The organism is Brachybacterium sp. sponge, assembly GCF_001613775.1.
Taxonomy (GTDB): Bacteria; Actinomycetota; Actinomycetes; order Actinomycetales; family Dermabacteraceae; genus Brachybacterium; species Brachybacterium conglomeratum.
The window spans coordinates 129984-143684 of record NZ_LRMP01000004.1 but is presented as its reverse complement, the minus strand read 5'-3'; the positions used below and the strand labels follow the sequence as shown (position 1 = coordinate 143684).

At 73.1% G+C, this 13701-nt stretch carries 14 protein-coding genes; 7 read left to right on the top strand and 7 right to left on the bottom strand.

The features are described 5' to 3' along the window. Positions 1-211: 211 nt before the first annotated feature. Positions 212-1603 (bottom strand): glycine--tRNA ligase, encoded by a 1392-nt coding sequence (locus A4A78_RS15160; RefSeq protein WP_062950716.1) that lies wholly within the window; start codon positions 1601-1603, stop codon positions 212-214. A gap of 150 nt (positions 1604-1753) precedes the next feature. Between A4A78_RS15160 and A4A78_RS15155 the strand changes: the two genes are divergently transcribed. Genes A4A78_RS15155 through A4A78_RS15135 form a run of 5 tightly spaced genes read left to right on the top strand, consistent with a single transcriptional unit; the run spans position 1754 to position 5575 of the window. Then, the gene (locus A4A78_RS15155; RefSeq protein WP_062950714.1) at positions 1754-2764 is read left to right on the top strand and encodes a metal ABC transporter substrate-binding protein; all 1011 of its coding nucleotides are present in this window, start codon (positions 1754-1756) and stop codon (positions 2762-2764) included. Then, positions 2761-3525 (top strand): metal ABC transporter ATP-binding protein, encoded by a 765-nt coding sequence (locus A4A78_RS15150; RefSeq protein WP_062950712.1) that lies wholly within the window; start codon positions 2761-2763, stop codon positions 3523-3525. The genes A4A78_RS15155 and A4A78_RS15150 overlap by 4 nt, the downstream gene beginning before the upstream one ends. Continuing rightward, positions 3522-4445 carry a metal ABC transporter permease gene (locus A4A78_RS15145; RefSeq protein ID WP_062950711.1) on the top strand — a complete coding sequence of 308 codons (924 nt, stop codon included), beginning with the start codon at positions 3522-3524 and terminating at the stop codon, positions 4443-4445. Before A4A78_RS15150 ends, A4A78_RS15145 begins: the two co-directional genes overlap by 4 nt. A 57-nt stretch (positions 4446-4502) precedes the next feature. Then, on the top strand, positions 4503-4949 hold the full coding sequence (locus A4A78_RS15140) for a Fur family transcriptional regulator (RefSeq protein ID WP_082835390.1): 447 nt from the start codon (positions 4503-4505) through the stop codon (positions 4947-4949). Then, positions 4946-5575 carry a DedA family protein gene (locus A4A78_RS15135; RefSeq protein WP_062950707.1) on the top strand — a complete coding sequence of 210 codons (630 nt, stop codon included), beginning with the start codon at positions 4946-4948 and terminating at the stop codon, positions 5573-5575. The genes A4A78_RS15140 and A4A78_RS15135 overlap by 4 nt, the downstream gene beginning before the upstream one ends. Here the strand turns inward: A4A78_RS15135 and A4A78_RS15130 are convergent. Further along, positions 5557-6375 (bottom strand): isoprenyl transferase, encoded by an 819-nt coding sequence (locus A4A78_RS15130; RefSeq protein ID WP_062950705.1) that lies wholly within the window; start codon positions 6373-6375, stop codon positions 5557-5559. The two genes, A4A78_RS15135 and A4A78_RS15130, sit on opposite strands and share 19 nt — an antisense overlap. A gap of 59 nt (positions 6376-6434) precedes the next feature. Next, the gene (gene recO, locus A4A78_RS15125; protein ID WP_062950703.1) at positions 6435-7169 is read right to left on the bottom strand and encodes a DNA repair protein RecO; all 735 of its coding nucleotides are present in this window, start codon (positions 7167-7169) and stop codon (positions 6435-6437) included. Between the two features lie 254 nt (positions 7170-7423). Here recO and A4A78_RS15120 point away from each other — a divergent pair, with 254 nt between their 5' ends. After that, positions 7424-8143 (top strand): EcsC family protein, encoded by a 720-nt coding sequence (locus A4A78_RS15120; RefSeq protein ID WP_062950701.1) that lies wholly within the window; start codon positions 7424-7426, stop codon positions 8141-8143. A 76-nt stretch (positions 8144-8219) separates the two neighbouring features. Here the strand turns inward: A4A78_RS15120 and A4A78_RS15115 are convergent, their stop codons facing one another. The 4 genes from A4A78_RS15115 to A4A78_RS15100 all read right to left on the bottom strand — a co-directional run bounded on the left by A4A78_RS15115 (position 8220) and on the right by A4A78_RS15100 (position 12405). Then, positions 8220-8984, bottom strand: a complete 765-nt coding sequence (locus A4A78_RS15115) for a methyltransferase domain-containing protein (RefSeq protein WP_062950699.1) — start codon at positions 8982-8984, stop codon at positions 8220-8222. Between the two features lie 44 nt (positions 8985-9028). Then, positions 9029-9976, bottom strand: a complete 948-nt coding sequence (locus A4A78_RS15110; RefSeq protein WP_062950697.1) for a hypothetical protein — start codon at positions 9974-9976, stop codon at positions 9029-9031. Continuing rightward, a complete protein-coding gene (locus A4A78_RS15105) occupies positions 9907-11283 on the bottom strand; it encodes a M20/M25/M40 family metallo-hydrolase (RefSeq protein ID WP_062950695.1) in 1377 nt (458 codons plus the stop codon). Before A4A78_RS15105 ends, A4A78_RS15110 begins: the two co-directional genes overlap by 70 nt. A 195-nt stretch (positions 11284-11478) precedes the next feature. Beyond that, entirely contained in the window at positions 11479-12405 is a 927-nt protein-coding gene (locus tag A4A78_RS15100; RefSeq protein WP_062950693.1) for a LysR family transcriptional regulator, read from the bottom strand. A gap of 91 nt (positions 12406-12496) precedes the next feature. Between A4A78_RS15100 and A4A78_RS15095 the strand changes: the two genes are divergently transcribed. Then, positions 12497-13543: a DMT family transporter gene (locus A4A78_RS15095; RefSeq protein ID WP_062950691.1), complete on the top strand. Its 1047-nt coding sequence runs from the start codon at positions 12497-12499 to the stop codon at positions 13541-13543. Positions 13544-13701: the final 158 nt, after the last annotated feature.

Here is a 13701-nt window from a genome sequence, read left to right as displayed (position 1 = left end):
TGTCGCCACGCGCCCGTCGGCGACGCTCGGCGGCCTCGGACCCGCGCGGTCCCGGACACCCCCGGTCCTGGACCCGCACGGTCCTGGACCCGCGCGGTCCTGGACCCGCGCGGTCCTGGACACCGCGGTCCCGGACACCCGTCAGCTCGCCGGGACGAGGACAGGGACGACGGGGAGATCCCCGTCGTCCCTGTCCTCCGTGCGGTGCGCCTCAGGCGCCGATCAGGCGCGCGGCGAGGTATGACTCGACCTGGTCCAGCGCCACGCGCTCCTGGGTCATGGTGTCGCGCTCGCGGATCGTGACGGCCTGGTCCTCGGCGGTCTCGAAGTCGACCGTGATGCAGAACGGGGTGCCGATCTCGTCCTGGCGGCGGTAGCGGCGGCCGATCGCCTGGGTCACGTCCATCTCGACGTTCCAGTTCCTGCGCAGCGTCTCGGCGAGCTTCTCGGCGCGCGGGACGAGGTCCTCGCTCTTGGACAGCGGCAGCACCGCGGCCTTCACCGGGGCGAGGCGCGGGTCCAGGCCCAGCACGGTGCGCTTGTCGACCCCGCCCTTGGCGTTGGGGGCCTCGTCCTCGCGATAGGCGTCGACGAGGAAGGCCATCATCGAGCGGGTCAGGCCGAAGCTCGGCTCGATGACGTAGGGGGTGTAGCGCTCGTTCGCGGCCTGGTCGAAGTACTGCATCTTCGTGCCGGAGGCATCGGTGTGGCTGCTGAGGTCGAAGTCGGTGCGGTTGGCGACGCCCATCAGCTCGCCCCACTCGCTGCCTTGGAAGCCGAAGCGGTACTCGAAGTCGATGGTGCCGGCCGAGTAGTGGGCGCGCTCGTCCTCGGGCACGTCGAAGCGGCGGAGGTTCTCCTCCTTGATGCCGAGGTCCACGAACCAGTTCCAGCACGCCTCCACCCAGGCCGTGAAGTGCTCGTCGGCCTCGGCGGGCGGGGTGAAGTACTCGATCTCCATCTGCTCGAACTCGCGGGTGCGGAAGATGAAGTTGCCGGGGGTGATCTCGTTGCGGAACGCCTTGCCGATCTGGCCGATGCCGAAGGGCGGCTTCTGGCGGGTGGCGGTGACGACGTTGAGGAAGTTGACGAAGATGCCCTGCGCGGTCTCGGGGCGCAGGAAGTGCAGGCCCGCCTCGGTGGAGACGGGGCCGAGGTAGGTCTTCACGAGGCCGGAGAACTGCTGCGGCTCGGTGAACTCGCCGCGCGTGCCGCAGTTGGGGCAGGCGATCTCCGCCGTGCCGCCCTCGGGGGCGCGGCCCTTCTTGGCCTCGAAGGCCTCGATCAGGTGGTCCTCGCGGAAGCGGTTGTGGCAGCTCTTGCACTCCACCAGCGGGTCGACGAAGGTCGCCACGTGGCCGGATGCCTCCCACACCCGCTTGGGGAGGATGATCGAGGAGTCCAGGCCCACCATGTCCCCGCGGGACTGGACGAAGGTCCGCCACCACTGGCGCTTGATGTTCTCCTTGAGCTCCACACCCAGGGGGCCGTAGTCCCAGGCGGAGCGGGAGCCTCCGTAGATCTCACCGGCCTGGAACACGAAGCCGCGCTTCTTGGCGAGAGCGATGACGTTGTCCAGCGTGCTGGCGGGGGCCTTGGCCACGGGGAGACTCCTGGTGACGGTGCGATCGGATCGCACCCAGCATAGTCGTCGGCCCAGGACGCCGCTCGCGTGTGAGCGTCCCCACGCGCACCGGCTCCGCACGGCCGCCCGACTTGCACCGCGACACCTCCATTGGTGAGAATGATTGTCATGTCGCATGCCTCTCCCCTTCGCCGCCGCACCCTCCTGTCCGCCCTCGGCCTCGGCGCCGGTGCGGCGCTCCTGGCCGCCTGCGGGGAGGGCACGGCCGCCGACGGGGACGGCCTGTCGGTCGTCACCTCCGCCTACGCGCTGAGCTTCCTGGTCACACGGATCGGCGGCGAGCACGTCGCCCTCACGGACCTCACCACGCCGGGGGCCGACGCCCACGGCCTCGAGCTGTCCGTGAAGCAGACCATGCTCGTCGAGGAGGCCGACCTGGTGCTGCAGATCCCCGGCTTCCAGACCGCGCTCGACGACGCCATCGCCTCCCAGGAGGGCGACAACGTGCTCGACGTCTCCTCCGTGATCACGCTCCTGCCCGCCGATGCCGGCAGCACGGAGGAGGGGCACGCCGGGGAGAGCGAGGAGGAGCACGCCGAGCACGCCGAGGAGGGGGACGACGCGCACGCCGACGAGGACTCCCACGAGGGCCACGACCACGGCCCGAACGACCCCCACTTCTGGCACGACCCGCTGCGGATGGCGGATCTGGGCGACGCGATCGCCGCGCGCCTGGGCGAGCTCTCCCCCGAGCACGCCGAGGAGTTCACCTCCGCCGCGGCCACGGTGCGCGAGGAGCTCGAGCAGCTCGACGCCGAGCTGACCTCGGCCTTCGAGGAGGTGGCCGACGAGCGACGCACCTTCATCACCAGCCACGCCGCCTACACCTATCTCGCCGACCGCTACGACCTGCACCAGGTGGGGATCTCCGGGATCGACCCGGAGACCGAGCCGTCCCCGCAGCGGCTGCTCGCCCTCGAGACCGTGGTCCGCGACGAGGAGGTCACCACGATCTTCTTCGAGGCGACCGCCTCGCCGAAGGTCGCCCAGACCCTCGCCGACAACCTCGGCATCGACAGCGCCGAGCTGGACAACCTCGAGACCCAGCAGTCCCCGGAGGCGGACTACCCTGCCGTCATGAGAAGCAACTGCACCGCCCTCGCGGAGAGCTGGGCGTGAGCGCCGGGGACGGACCGGTCGTCGAGATCGTCGGCGCGAGCGTCTCCCGCGCCGGCCAGCGGGTCCTGCACGACATCGACCTGAGCATCGAGCGCGGCGAGCTCGTCGCGCTGCTCGGTGCGAACGGCTCCGGCAAGTCGACCCTGCTGCGCGCCGCGGTCGGGGTGCTGCCGCTCGAGAGCGGCACGGCGCACCTGCTGGGCCGCCCGGTCTCCCAGGGCCGCGCCCACGACGGCCTCGGCTACGTCCCCCAGGAGTCGGCCGAGACCGGCTCGATCCCCGCGACCGCGCGGGAGACCGTCGCCAGCGGCCTGCTCACCGCCCGCCGCTGGTGGCCCAGCGCCCGCGATCCCCGGGTCGACGCCGCGCTCGAGGCGGTCGGGATGGCGGACCTCGCCGGCCGGCCGATCACCCGCATGTCCGGCGGGCAGCGCCGGCGCGTGATGATCGCCCGGGCCCTGGTGCGAGATCCTGAGCTGCTCGTGCTCGACGAGCCCTTCTCCGGGGTGGACGTCCCCACCCAGCAGCTGATCGCCGACCTCTTCCGCGAGCTCTCCGCCCGCGGCACCACCCTGCTCGTGGTCCTGCACGAGACCGGTCCGCTGACCGACGACATCAGCCGCGCCGTGGTCCTGGACCACGGCCGCATGGTCCACGACGGCCCCGTAAGCGAGCGTCCGCACCTGGACCCCGGGCACGGACACCCCGAGGACGCCGCCCCGCTCGACGAATGCCTGGGACAGGAGATCCACCCCGCATGATCTCGATGCTGGACATCCTCACCTCCGACCTGCTGCGCTACCCGCTGATCATCGCGGTGCTCATCGGGCTGACCGCGCCGGTGGTCGGCACCTATCTGGTGCAGAAGCGGCTCTCCCTGCTCGGCGACGGCCTCGGGCACGTCGCGCTGACGGGCGTGGCCGTCGGCTGGCTCGTCGGCGCCTGGCTCTCCGCCACCCCCGCGGACCTGCTCGCGATCCCGGGGGCGCTGGCCGCCTCCGTGATCGGCGCGGTGCTGATCGAGTACGTGCGCGAGATCAGCCACACCAGCCGCGACGTGGCGCTGGCGATCCTGTTCTACGGCGGCATCGCCGGCGGCGTGGTCATCATCCAGCTCGCCGGCGGCACCTCGCAGAACCTGATGGGCTATCTCTTCGGCTCCCTCTCGACCGTCACCCGGCTGGACACCGTGATCGCGCTCGTGCTCGCCGTGGTCGTGCTCGCGATCGGGGTGGGGCTCTCCGGCCTGCTCGCAGCCGTCACCGCCGACGACGAGTTCGCCCGCGCCGCGGGGCTGCCGGTGCGGACCGTCAACGTCCTCATCGCCGTGATGGCGGCGCTGACGGTGACGCTGTCGATGCGGATCGTCGGCGCACTGATGGTCTCGGCGCTGATGATCGTGCCGGTGGCCGCCGCGCAGCATCTGGTGGTCGGCTTCGCCCGCACGATGCGCACCGCCATGGTCATCGCGGTGCTGTGCGCCGTCGGCGGCCTGGTGATCACGGTCTACGTCGACCTCCCGCCGGGCGGCGTGATCGTGCTGCTGACGATCGCGGTGTACGTGGCCGCGCTCGTCGTCCGCTCGCTGCTCGCGGCGCGCCGCAGCCGGCCGGCGGGCGGCCCCGGGCCCACGGCCGCGGACGCCGCCCCGGTGGCGGCGCGTGCTCCCTCCCCGCAGTAATGGTGGTCCCTCCCACCAGAGATGGAGGTCCCGCACCAGGTGGGGGACAATGAGGGCATGCAGAGGAACACCCGCCAGCGCGCCGCGATCCTGGAGACGCTCTCCCGGCAGGTGGACTTCCGCAGCGCCCAGCAGATCCACGAGCAGATGCGCGCCGACGGCGAGACCGTCGGCCTCGCCACCGTGTACCGCAACCTGCAGGCGCTCTCCCGCGCCGGGCGGCTGGACGTGCTCGTGGCGGGGGACGGCGAGTCCCTCTACCGGCAGTGCGAGGACACCGGCCACCACCATCACCTGGTGTGCCGCGAGTGCGGCCGCACCGTCGAGTTCCTCGCCCCGAGGCTCGAGGCGTCCATGACGGCGATCGCCCGCGAGCACGGCTTCACCGAGGTGGACCACACCCTCGAGGTCTTCGGGCTGTGCGAGGAGCACTCGAGCACCGCCGAGCCCTCGGAGGACGTGGACGATCCCGAGGAGCCGGAGGACGAGGCGGCCACGCGATGATGGACTGGGTCCAGTCGCTGCCGCTGCTGCCGGCGATCGGGTTCCTGTACGTGGTGATCTGGGCGCGCGCCGGCGGCACCTATCTCGTCGGCCGCGGGGCGCGGAAGGCCGCGAACCGCGGCCGGGTGAAGAAGCTGCTGGAGTCGACGTCCGTACAGCGCGCGACCACGCTCGTCAACCGCTGGGGTGCCTGGGTCGTGGCGCTGAGCTTCCTGACCGTCGGCTTCCAGACCGCCGCGAACGCCGCCGCGGGCCTGACCGCCATGCCTGCCCGCCGTTATCTGCCCGCCCTCGCCGTCGGCGGCCTGGCCTGGGCGGTCATCTATGCGACCGTCGGCCTGGTGGCCGTGGCGGGCTGGTTCGAGCTGTTCCTCGTCTCCCCGGCCGGCGCCGTCGCCGTGCTCGCCCTGCTGGTGCTGCTGGTCGCTCTCGTGCTGCGCCACCGTCGCCGCACGGGAGCCCGGGCCGCCCTGGTCGCGACCCTCGCCGAGAGCGAGAGCGAGGGCGGGACCGAGGCCTCGCCCGAGGCCGACGGCGACCGGCCGACCGCGACGGGCCCGGCCCCTGCGGACCGGCCGGCAGGGTCCGCCGCGGCCGAGCGGGTCGCTCAGAGCCCTGCGGACTGAGCCTCCGGCGCATCGGGGGCGTCGATCGCTCCCCCGTAGCGCCGATCGCGCCGCGCGTACTCCGTGATCGCCCGCCACAGCACACGGCGGTCCACGTCGGGCCACAGCTCGGGCACGAACACGAGCTCGGCGTAGGCGGCCTGCCAGAGCAGGAAGTTGGAGGTGCGCTGCTCGCCGCTGGTGCGCAGGAACAGGTCCACGTCGGGCATGTCGGGGTCGACGAGATGGCGCTGGATCGTCTTCTCGCTGATCCCGGAGCCCTTGAGCCGGCCCGCCCGCGCCTCCTCGGCGATCTCGCGCACCGCGTCGACGATCTCGGCGCGGCCGCCGTAGTTCACGCACATGTACAGCGTCATGCGGGTGTTGTCGCGGGTACGCTCCTCGGCCTCCTTGAGCTCCCGGATCACCGAGCCCCAGAGGCGCTGCTCACGGCCGATCCACACGATCCGCACACCCCAGGAGTCCAGGGTGTCGCGCTGGCGGCGCAGCACGGAGCGGGAGAAGCCCATCAGGAAGCGCACCTCCTCCGGGGACCGCTTCCAGTTCTCGGTGGAGAAGGCGTAGGCGCTCAGGTGCGTCACGCCGATCTGGAGGGCGCCGGCGACGACGTCCAGCAGCGCCGCCTCGCCGGCCTCGTGCCCTGCCGTGCGGGGTAGGCCCTGGCGGTTCGCCCAGCGGCCGTTGCCGTCCATCACCACCGCGACGTGGCGAGGGATCGTGGGGGCCGGCAGCTGCGGGGGCAGGGCGCCGCTGGGATGGGCGAACGGCTCCTGGTACCCGTGACGGGATGCACCGGGCATGCGGGGTCCTCCTGGATCGTGCGGGATCGTGCGGGCCGTGGACCCGTCCGGGATGGGGATCAGCGTTCGACGTAGTGCAGGGAGCGGACGGAGCGCTCGAGGTGCCAGGTCACCGTGTCCTCGATGAGGCGACCCGCCTCCTGCTGCACGGTCTCCTCCGCATCGGTGACATTCTCCCAGTCCCCGGCGAGCAGGAAGATCATGTGCTCGATCGTGGACTGGCGCACCGCGATGGCGCCCGGCCGACGGCAGGACGTGCAGACCAGGCCGCCCGCACGCACGTCGAAGGCGTGGTGGGGGCCGTCGGCCCCGCAGGAGGCGCACACGCGCAGCTCGGGCGCCCAGCCGGAGACGGCGAGGGTGCGCAGCAGGAAGGAGTCGAGCACGAGCGGCGGGGCGATGCGGCCCTCGGCCATGGCGCGCAGCGCGCCGACGAGCATGAGGAAGCCGCGCTGGTTGGGATCGACCATCTCGTCGGTGAGCCGGTCGGTGGTCTCGAGCATGGCGCTGGCGGCGGCGAAGCGGGAGTAGTCCGCGGTGATGCCGACGGCGAAGGCCTCGATCGTGACGACCTGGGTGACGGTGTGGAGGTTCCGCCCGGCGTGCAGCTGCACGTCGATCAGCGTGAACGGCTCCAGCCGCGCGCCGAAGCGGCTGCCGGTGCGGCGCACACCCTTGGCGACGGCGCGGACCTTGCCGTGCCGCCGCGTGAGCAGGGTGATGATGCGGTCCGCCTCGCCCAGCGGGTGGGTGCGCAGGACGATCGCATCGTCACGGTAGAGCTTGCTGGCCATGGTGCTCCGAGACTACGCCGCGGGCACGACGCATCGGCGGAGGCGACGGCCGAGGCGAACGGGACCTCGCTCACGCCGAGCCGCTCTGCGCTCTCGACGGACGGCGCCTCCCCGGATCCGTCCCCGTCGGACTCCCCACCGCGTGGTCCGCCTGCACGCCCGGGCGGTCCCGGCACGGCATGATGGGCCTCGTGCCGCACCCGCCGCGAGGGCGCGGCACCGACCGCCGGACACCGACGACCAGGAGGACGCCCATGGGGATCTTCGGCATGCTGCGCCGTGACGACACCGCCAAGAGCACCGCCCGCGACGCGATGCGCGAGGCCCGCACCGAGAAGGCGGAGACGAGCCCGAACGGCGCCGTGCAGCGCATGATCGACACCGTCCGCGACATCGGCCTGGACGGGAAGCTCACCTACTCCTCCGCCGCCGACGTCGCCAGGAAGGCGCAGCGCGGCCGTGCCCGTAAGCGACCGGAGAAGGCAGTGCGCCGGATCGTCCGCAGGCACCGCCGGGGCGTCACCGCCGGAGGCTTCCTCACCGGGCTCGGGGGCGTGGTGACCCTGCCGATCCTGCTGCCCACCAACGTGATGGAGTTCTACGTCCAGGCCACCCGCATGGTCGGCGCGATCGCCGTCGTGCGCGGCTACGACCTGGACGACGAGGAGGTGCGCGTGCGCGTGCTCGCGACACTCCTCGGCGAGGAGTCCGGGGACGTGCTGAGGAACATCGGCCTGAGCCCTGTCGCCGGCGCGGCCGCCCGCGGCGTGGCGGGGAGGCTCCCCGTGTCCCCGCACTCGGCCGTGGTCTCCGCGGTCGGCGGTCGGCTCATCCGGCGCTTCGGCCTGCGCTCGGCGCGCCTGTTCGGCAAGGCGATCCCGGGCCTCGGCGGCGTGCTCGGCGCGCTCTCGGACCGCAAGCAGCTGAACCGGATCGCTGAGGCCGCGAGGAAGGGCTTCCCGCAGGTCGGCTGACGGGTCGTGGCCGCGCGCCGGCGGGACCGCGGGCGCGACGGCCGGCCACTCGGTGCGCCCGCCCGTCGACTGCCTCTCAGCCCCGGCGGCCGACGGCGAAGACGCGGCGGAAGGGCAGCACCACGCCATGCCCGTCGTCCGGATACGCGCGGCGCAGCCGGGCCTTGAACTCCTCCTCGAAGCGCGGCCGGAGGTCCTCGGGCAGGGCCTGCAGAGTGGGGCGCGCGCCGGTGCCGGCGACCCAGTCGAAGACCGGGTCCGGGCCGTGGAGGAGATGGAGGTAGGTGGTCTCCCAGGCGTCGACCTCGAGGCCCGCCTGCTGCAGCGCCCGCAGGTAGGTCGCGGCGTCGTGCGAGGCGGGTGAGGCGATGCCCTGCACGTGCGGGGCGTAGGGCTCCTCGGCGGCGAGCTCACGGCGGATCGTGTGACTGGGCTCCTCGAAGTTGCCCGGCACCTGCATCGCCAGCCGGCCGCCCGGCGCGAGCATCCCCGCCAGGCGCGACAGGAGCTCCAGGTGCCCGTCGACCCACTGCAGAGCCGCGTTGCTGACCAGCACGTCGACCTCGCCGGGCGGCTCCCAGGTGCGCAGGTCCGCGTGCACGGCGGTGAGGCCCGGGATCTCGGCGGCGCGGGCGATCATCTCGGGGCTCGAGTCGACGGCGAGCACCTCCGCCTCCGGCCAGCGCTCGGCGAGCAGTCGCGTCAGCGTGCCCGGTCCGGCACCGAGGTCGACCACGCGCCGCGGCGACCCGGCGCCGAGGCGGGCGATGAGGTCGAGGAAGGGCCGGGCGCGCTCGTCGCCGTAGCGGAGGTACCGCTCGGGGCTCCAGGTGTGGGCCATAGGGATCCTTCCCTCGACATATATCTTGACGTCAAGATATCAGCTCAGAGGGTGACGGCCCGCGAGATCTCCACTCTCGGCTGCACCAGGGAGACCCCGGGCCCCGGCGCGACCCAGCCATCGGCCAGTGCCGGCGAGTAGACGGTCTCGATCACCTCCATGCTCGCTCCGGCGGGCACCTCGGCCTCGATCACGACCTCGTGGCCGGCAGGGACCCCGACGATCCGGAGGGCACGCAGACCCTGCGACCCCGAGGAGTCGTCGTCGGCCAGTGGTTCCCCGTCGACCGTGACCGCGGAGAACTCCCCCTCTGCGAGCTCCAGGCGGTACTCGGCTCCGGGCCGCGCCGAGGTCAGACGGATCCGTGTGCTGGTCGACCCCTCCCCCGCGGGCTCCACCTCGACTTGCGGCCCCTCGACCACCGAGGTGCCCTCGGTGCCGTCGAGGGACCGCCCCCATTCGGTCACGCCGTCGCTCTCCCAGCGCGTCTGCCCGGTCTCCGCGTCGACGGCGGCGAGCACCCGCTCCTGCACGGGCTCGCCCGCGGCGCGGGTGAGCGCGGTGCCGCCGATCACGAGGCCGACGGCGAGGACCGCCGGCAGCACGGGGATCAGCAGCCGGTGCGGCCGCCGCGCGGTGCCCGAGGCCTCCCCCTGCGGCGCGATCAGCAGCGCCGCGGCGGCGGCGAGGGCCAGTGCGGTGGTCGCGGCGAGCGCTCCGGCCGAGGAGGCGATCCCGAACTCGCCGAGCGCATGGACCTGGGTGCCCACGAGCCATCCCGTCGGCAGCAGGGCGGCCGCCCTCACCACGAGCGACGGGACCGGGGGCAGCAGCGTGCCGAGCAGGATGCCGATGCCCGCCGCCGCGGCCGGGAGCACCATGGAGCTCGCGAAGGCCGGCGAGAGCACGGCGACCGCCGCGATCAGCAGCAGCGCGAGCATCCCCGTCCCGGCCAGCAGCGCGTCCCGGCCCACGAGGAGGCGGCCGAGCACCCACGCCCCGGCATCACCGCGGCCCCGGCGAGCAGCTCCGCGCCGAGGAAGGGCAGCGCCACCACCGGCTCCTTCATCGTCTGCGAGAGGATGTCGGGGCTCGCGGCCGCGGTGGCGCTCCACAGCCCGTATCCGGCGGCGCCCGCGAGGGCGATCGCGAGCAGGGCGAGGAGCGCACCGAAGGAGGTGCCGAGCAGGGTGAGCCGTCCGCGTCGGCGCAGCACGGCCGCCGTCGCCGCGAGGGCGAACGGAGCGGCGAGGCCGAGGCCCTGCACGAGCCAGGGCGGCATGACGAGGATCCCCCACGGCATGGTCGTCTGCACCGGACGGTCCTCGCCCGTGCCCTCGAGCGTGGCGAGGTCCTGCGCGCCGAGCTCCCTCGTGAGGGAGAGGGTCAGCTCGCCGAAGTGCTGGAGCGAGCCGGGATCGAGGTGCTCGGCGTCGTCCTGCGGGCTGTGATACGCCCACGCCTCGCCGATCAGGGCGACGTCCAGGCCCCACCATCCCGCCTCGTCGCGGTAGACCGTGAAGTCGGTGTCGTTGGGGATGACCCCGAACAGCGCATCGGTGAACGACTCGTACTCGGGACGCGGCATCGCCGGGAGCACCTCGTGCATGGGGCCGGCGGTGCGGGCCACGAGGGGCCTGCCGGAGATGCCGCGCGCCTCGTGGTTGAGCACCACGACCGGTGCGCGCAGCTCCGCGCCGGCGCCGTCGACGTACGCCTGCGCGCCGAGCAGGCCGGTCTCCTCCCCGTCGACCAGCAGGACCACCAGGTCGTTGCGCAGCGCCTCGGGGCCGAGCGCCCGCACCGTCTCCAGGATCACCGCGAGTCCCACCCCCGCGTCCGCGGCGCCGGGCGCGTGGGGGACGGAGTCGATGTGCGTGGCCAGCACGAGAGTGCCCGTCGGCTCGCTGCCGGGGCGGGTCGCGACGAGATTGCGCACGTACCCCGCCGAGCCGGTGCCCTCCGCCGCGCGTCGGCCTATCCCCTCCGTGGAGGTGACCTCGAATCCCGCCGCGGCGAGCTGCTCGGCGAGGTGGTCGTGGGCGGCGGTGTTGGCCTCCGTCCCCGCCGGGCGCGGCTCCTGCACCAGCGGAGCGGCGGCCGCGGCGGCGCGCTCGGCGCTGAACACCTCGTCCGGGGCGGTCGCCGGCTGCGGGGCGCTGGTGCCGCGGGAGAGGAGGCCGCCGACGACCGCCAGCAGCAGCACGAGCAGCAGGATCGGCCCCGCAGATCGGGGGCTGCTCCTGCGGCTGGGCAGGGTGGGATCGGGAGTGACGGCGTCGTGCACGGTGCTCGGCATGGGTCCTGTCTATGCGGTCAGGGGGCGGCAGCGGAAGGTTTTCGGGCGGTATCCACCGAAGGGAGGAGGGCCGGGTTCACCCCCGCGGACTGGCCCGACGATGCGGAGGAACCGTCGGCGACCGAGGCTCGTGCGCACTCGCGGCGGCCTTGCGAGCAGCACCCCGCCCGTCGGCCAGCATGCGCCGACCCGCCGTCAGGATTCGAGCCGGTCCGCTCCGGGGAGGTCGCCGAGCGCGTCGGCCGCCTCGAGCAGCGCGGCCCGGAAGGCGAGCAGCGAGGGATGCTCGCGCGCACCCGCACGCGCCGCGGTGTAGAGACCGCGGTGGGGGTCGCCGGGCAGGCGCAGCACCCGGGTGCCGCCGAGGTGCTCGGCCGCGATGAGTCCGGGCACGAAGGCCGCGGCATGGCCGGAGCGGACCAGGTGCACCTGCAGCAGCGGGTCGGGGGTGTCGAAGCGGACCCACGGCTCGATCCCCGCCGAGCGGAGGTAGGTGCGCTCCCACGCCCCGGTGCGGGTGTCCTCCGGGTCGAGCGCCCAGGGCATCTCGGCGAGGTCCTGCAGGCGTCGCGCCTCGGAGGCGGGCCCGTGGTCGGGCAGCACCAGCAGCAGCGGGTCCTGCAGGAGATCCTCCCGGTCGGTGCCGCGCCGGACGACCTGCTGGCCGCCGGGATAGTCCTCGCCGAGGATCACCTCGAAGCGGTGCGCGAGCAGCCCCTCGTAGGCCTCCTCGACCTCGCGCTGGGCGATCTCGATCCGCAGGTCGGGGTGACGCTGCTCCAGCACGCTCACGGTCGCGGGCGCGAGCGCGATCAGCGGGGTCTGGAAGGAGGCGACGCGGAGCACTCCCCCGGCTTCGCCCTGGGCGCTGACGAGCTCGGCCTCGGCCGTCTCCATCAGCCCCAGCATCTCCTCGGCCCGACGGGCCAGGCGCGCCCCGGCGTCGGTGAGGACGACGCGGCGTCCGGCCTGCTCGAACAGGGTGACCTTGGACTCCCTCTCCAGCTGGGACAGCTGCTGGGAGACGGCCGACGGCGACATCGAATGCTCCCGCGCGATCGCCGACATCGTCTCCAGCCTGCGCAGTTCCCGCAGGAGGAACAGCCGGTGCAGGTTCAGCATGCGCATCCTTCCCGATCGGCCATGTCTGCTTCACGGTACACGTCGAGAACATTCGCTGGACCCGGCTGGACCGCGGGGGCAGAGTGGGGTCGTGACCACCTCTCCCACCTCCTCGACCACGGCGACCGCAGGCGTCGGCGGCGGCGCCCACTCCGGCGGCGTGCCGATGACGCCGATCCTGTTCATCCTCGGCTCATGCATCTCGCTCCAGTTCGGGGCGGCGCTGGCCACGCAGCTCTTCCCGGCGATCGGCTCCTGGGGCACGACCGCGCTGCGCCTGGGCCTCGCCGCCGCCGTGCTGATCGTGATCGTGCGCCCGAGGGTGCACCGCCTCACGCGGCAGCAGTGGCTGGGGGTGGCCGCCTTCGGCGTGGCGGTCGGCGGGATGAACGGAGCCTTCTACGCCTCGATCGACAGGATCCCGCTGGGCACGGCGGTGGCGATCGAGTTCCTCGGACCCCTCGTGCTCTCCGCGCTGCTGTCCACGCGCCGCACCGATCTGCTGTGGGTGCTGCTCGCGCTGGGAGGCGTGAGCCTGTTCGGGTTCGAGTCCCTCACCGGTGCGGCCTCCCTGGACGTGCTCGGCGTGATCTTCGCGCTGGTCGCGGCGGTGTTCTGGGCGCTCTACGTGCTCGCCAGCGCACATGTGGGACGCATCGTGCCCGGGCAGGACGGTCTCGCCGTCGCCATGCTGATCGGTGCCCTGGCCGTGCTGCCGCTGGGCGCGCCCGGCGCCGTCGCCGGCATCGCCGAGCCGCGCCTGCTGCTGATCGCGCTGGGCACCGCGCTGCTCGCCTCCGTGCTGCCGTACACGCTCGAGCTCTCCGCGCTGCGCCGCCTGCCCCGTCACGTCTTCGGCATCATGCTGAGCCTCGAGCCGGTGGTCGCGCTGTTCGCGGGCGTCCTCCTGCTGAGCCAGGAGATCACTCCGCTCCGCGTCGCGGCGGCGGTGCTGGTGGTCGTCGCGAGCGCCGGCGTCACCCTCACCGCCCGCTCCCGTCCCGCCGGGGAGCCGCAGCCGATCGACGAGGCACCGGGCTGGGAGCTGCCCACGCCCACGCATGCGACGCTGACCGGCGAGATGCCGATCCTCACCGAGGACGACCTGCGCGAGGGCGGCGACGCATCGACGCGCTGAGCGGCAGCGCTTCTGACCTCACTGGTTGATCGACGATCCGTACCACTCCCCCGGAGTTGATCGACGACCCGTACCTCTCCATCGGAGTGGATCGACGATCCGTACCGCTCCCTCGGAGTTGATCGACCGGAGGTACCGCTCCCCCAGAGTTGATCGAC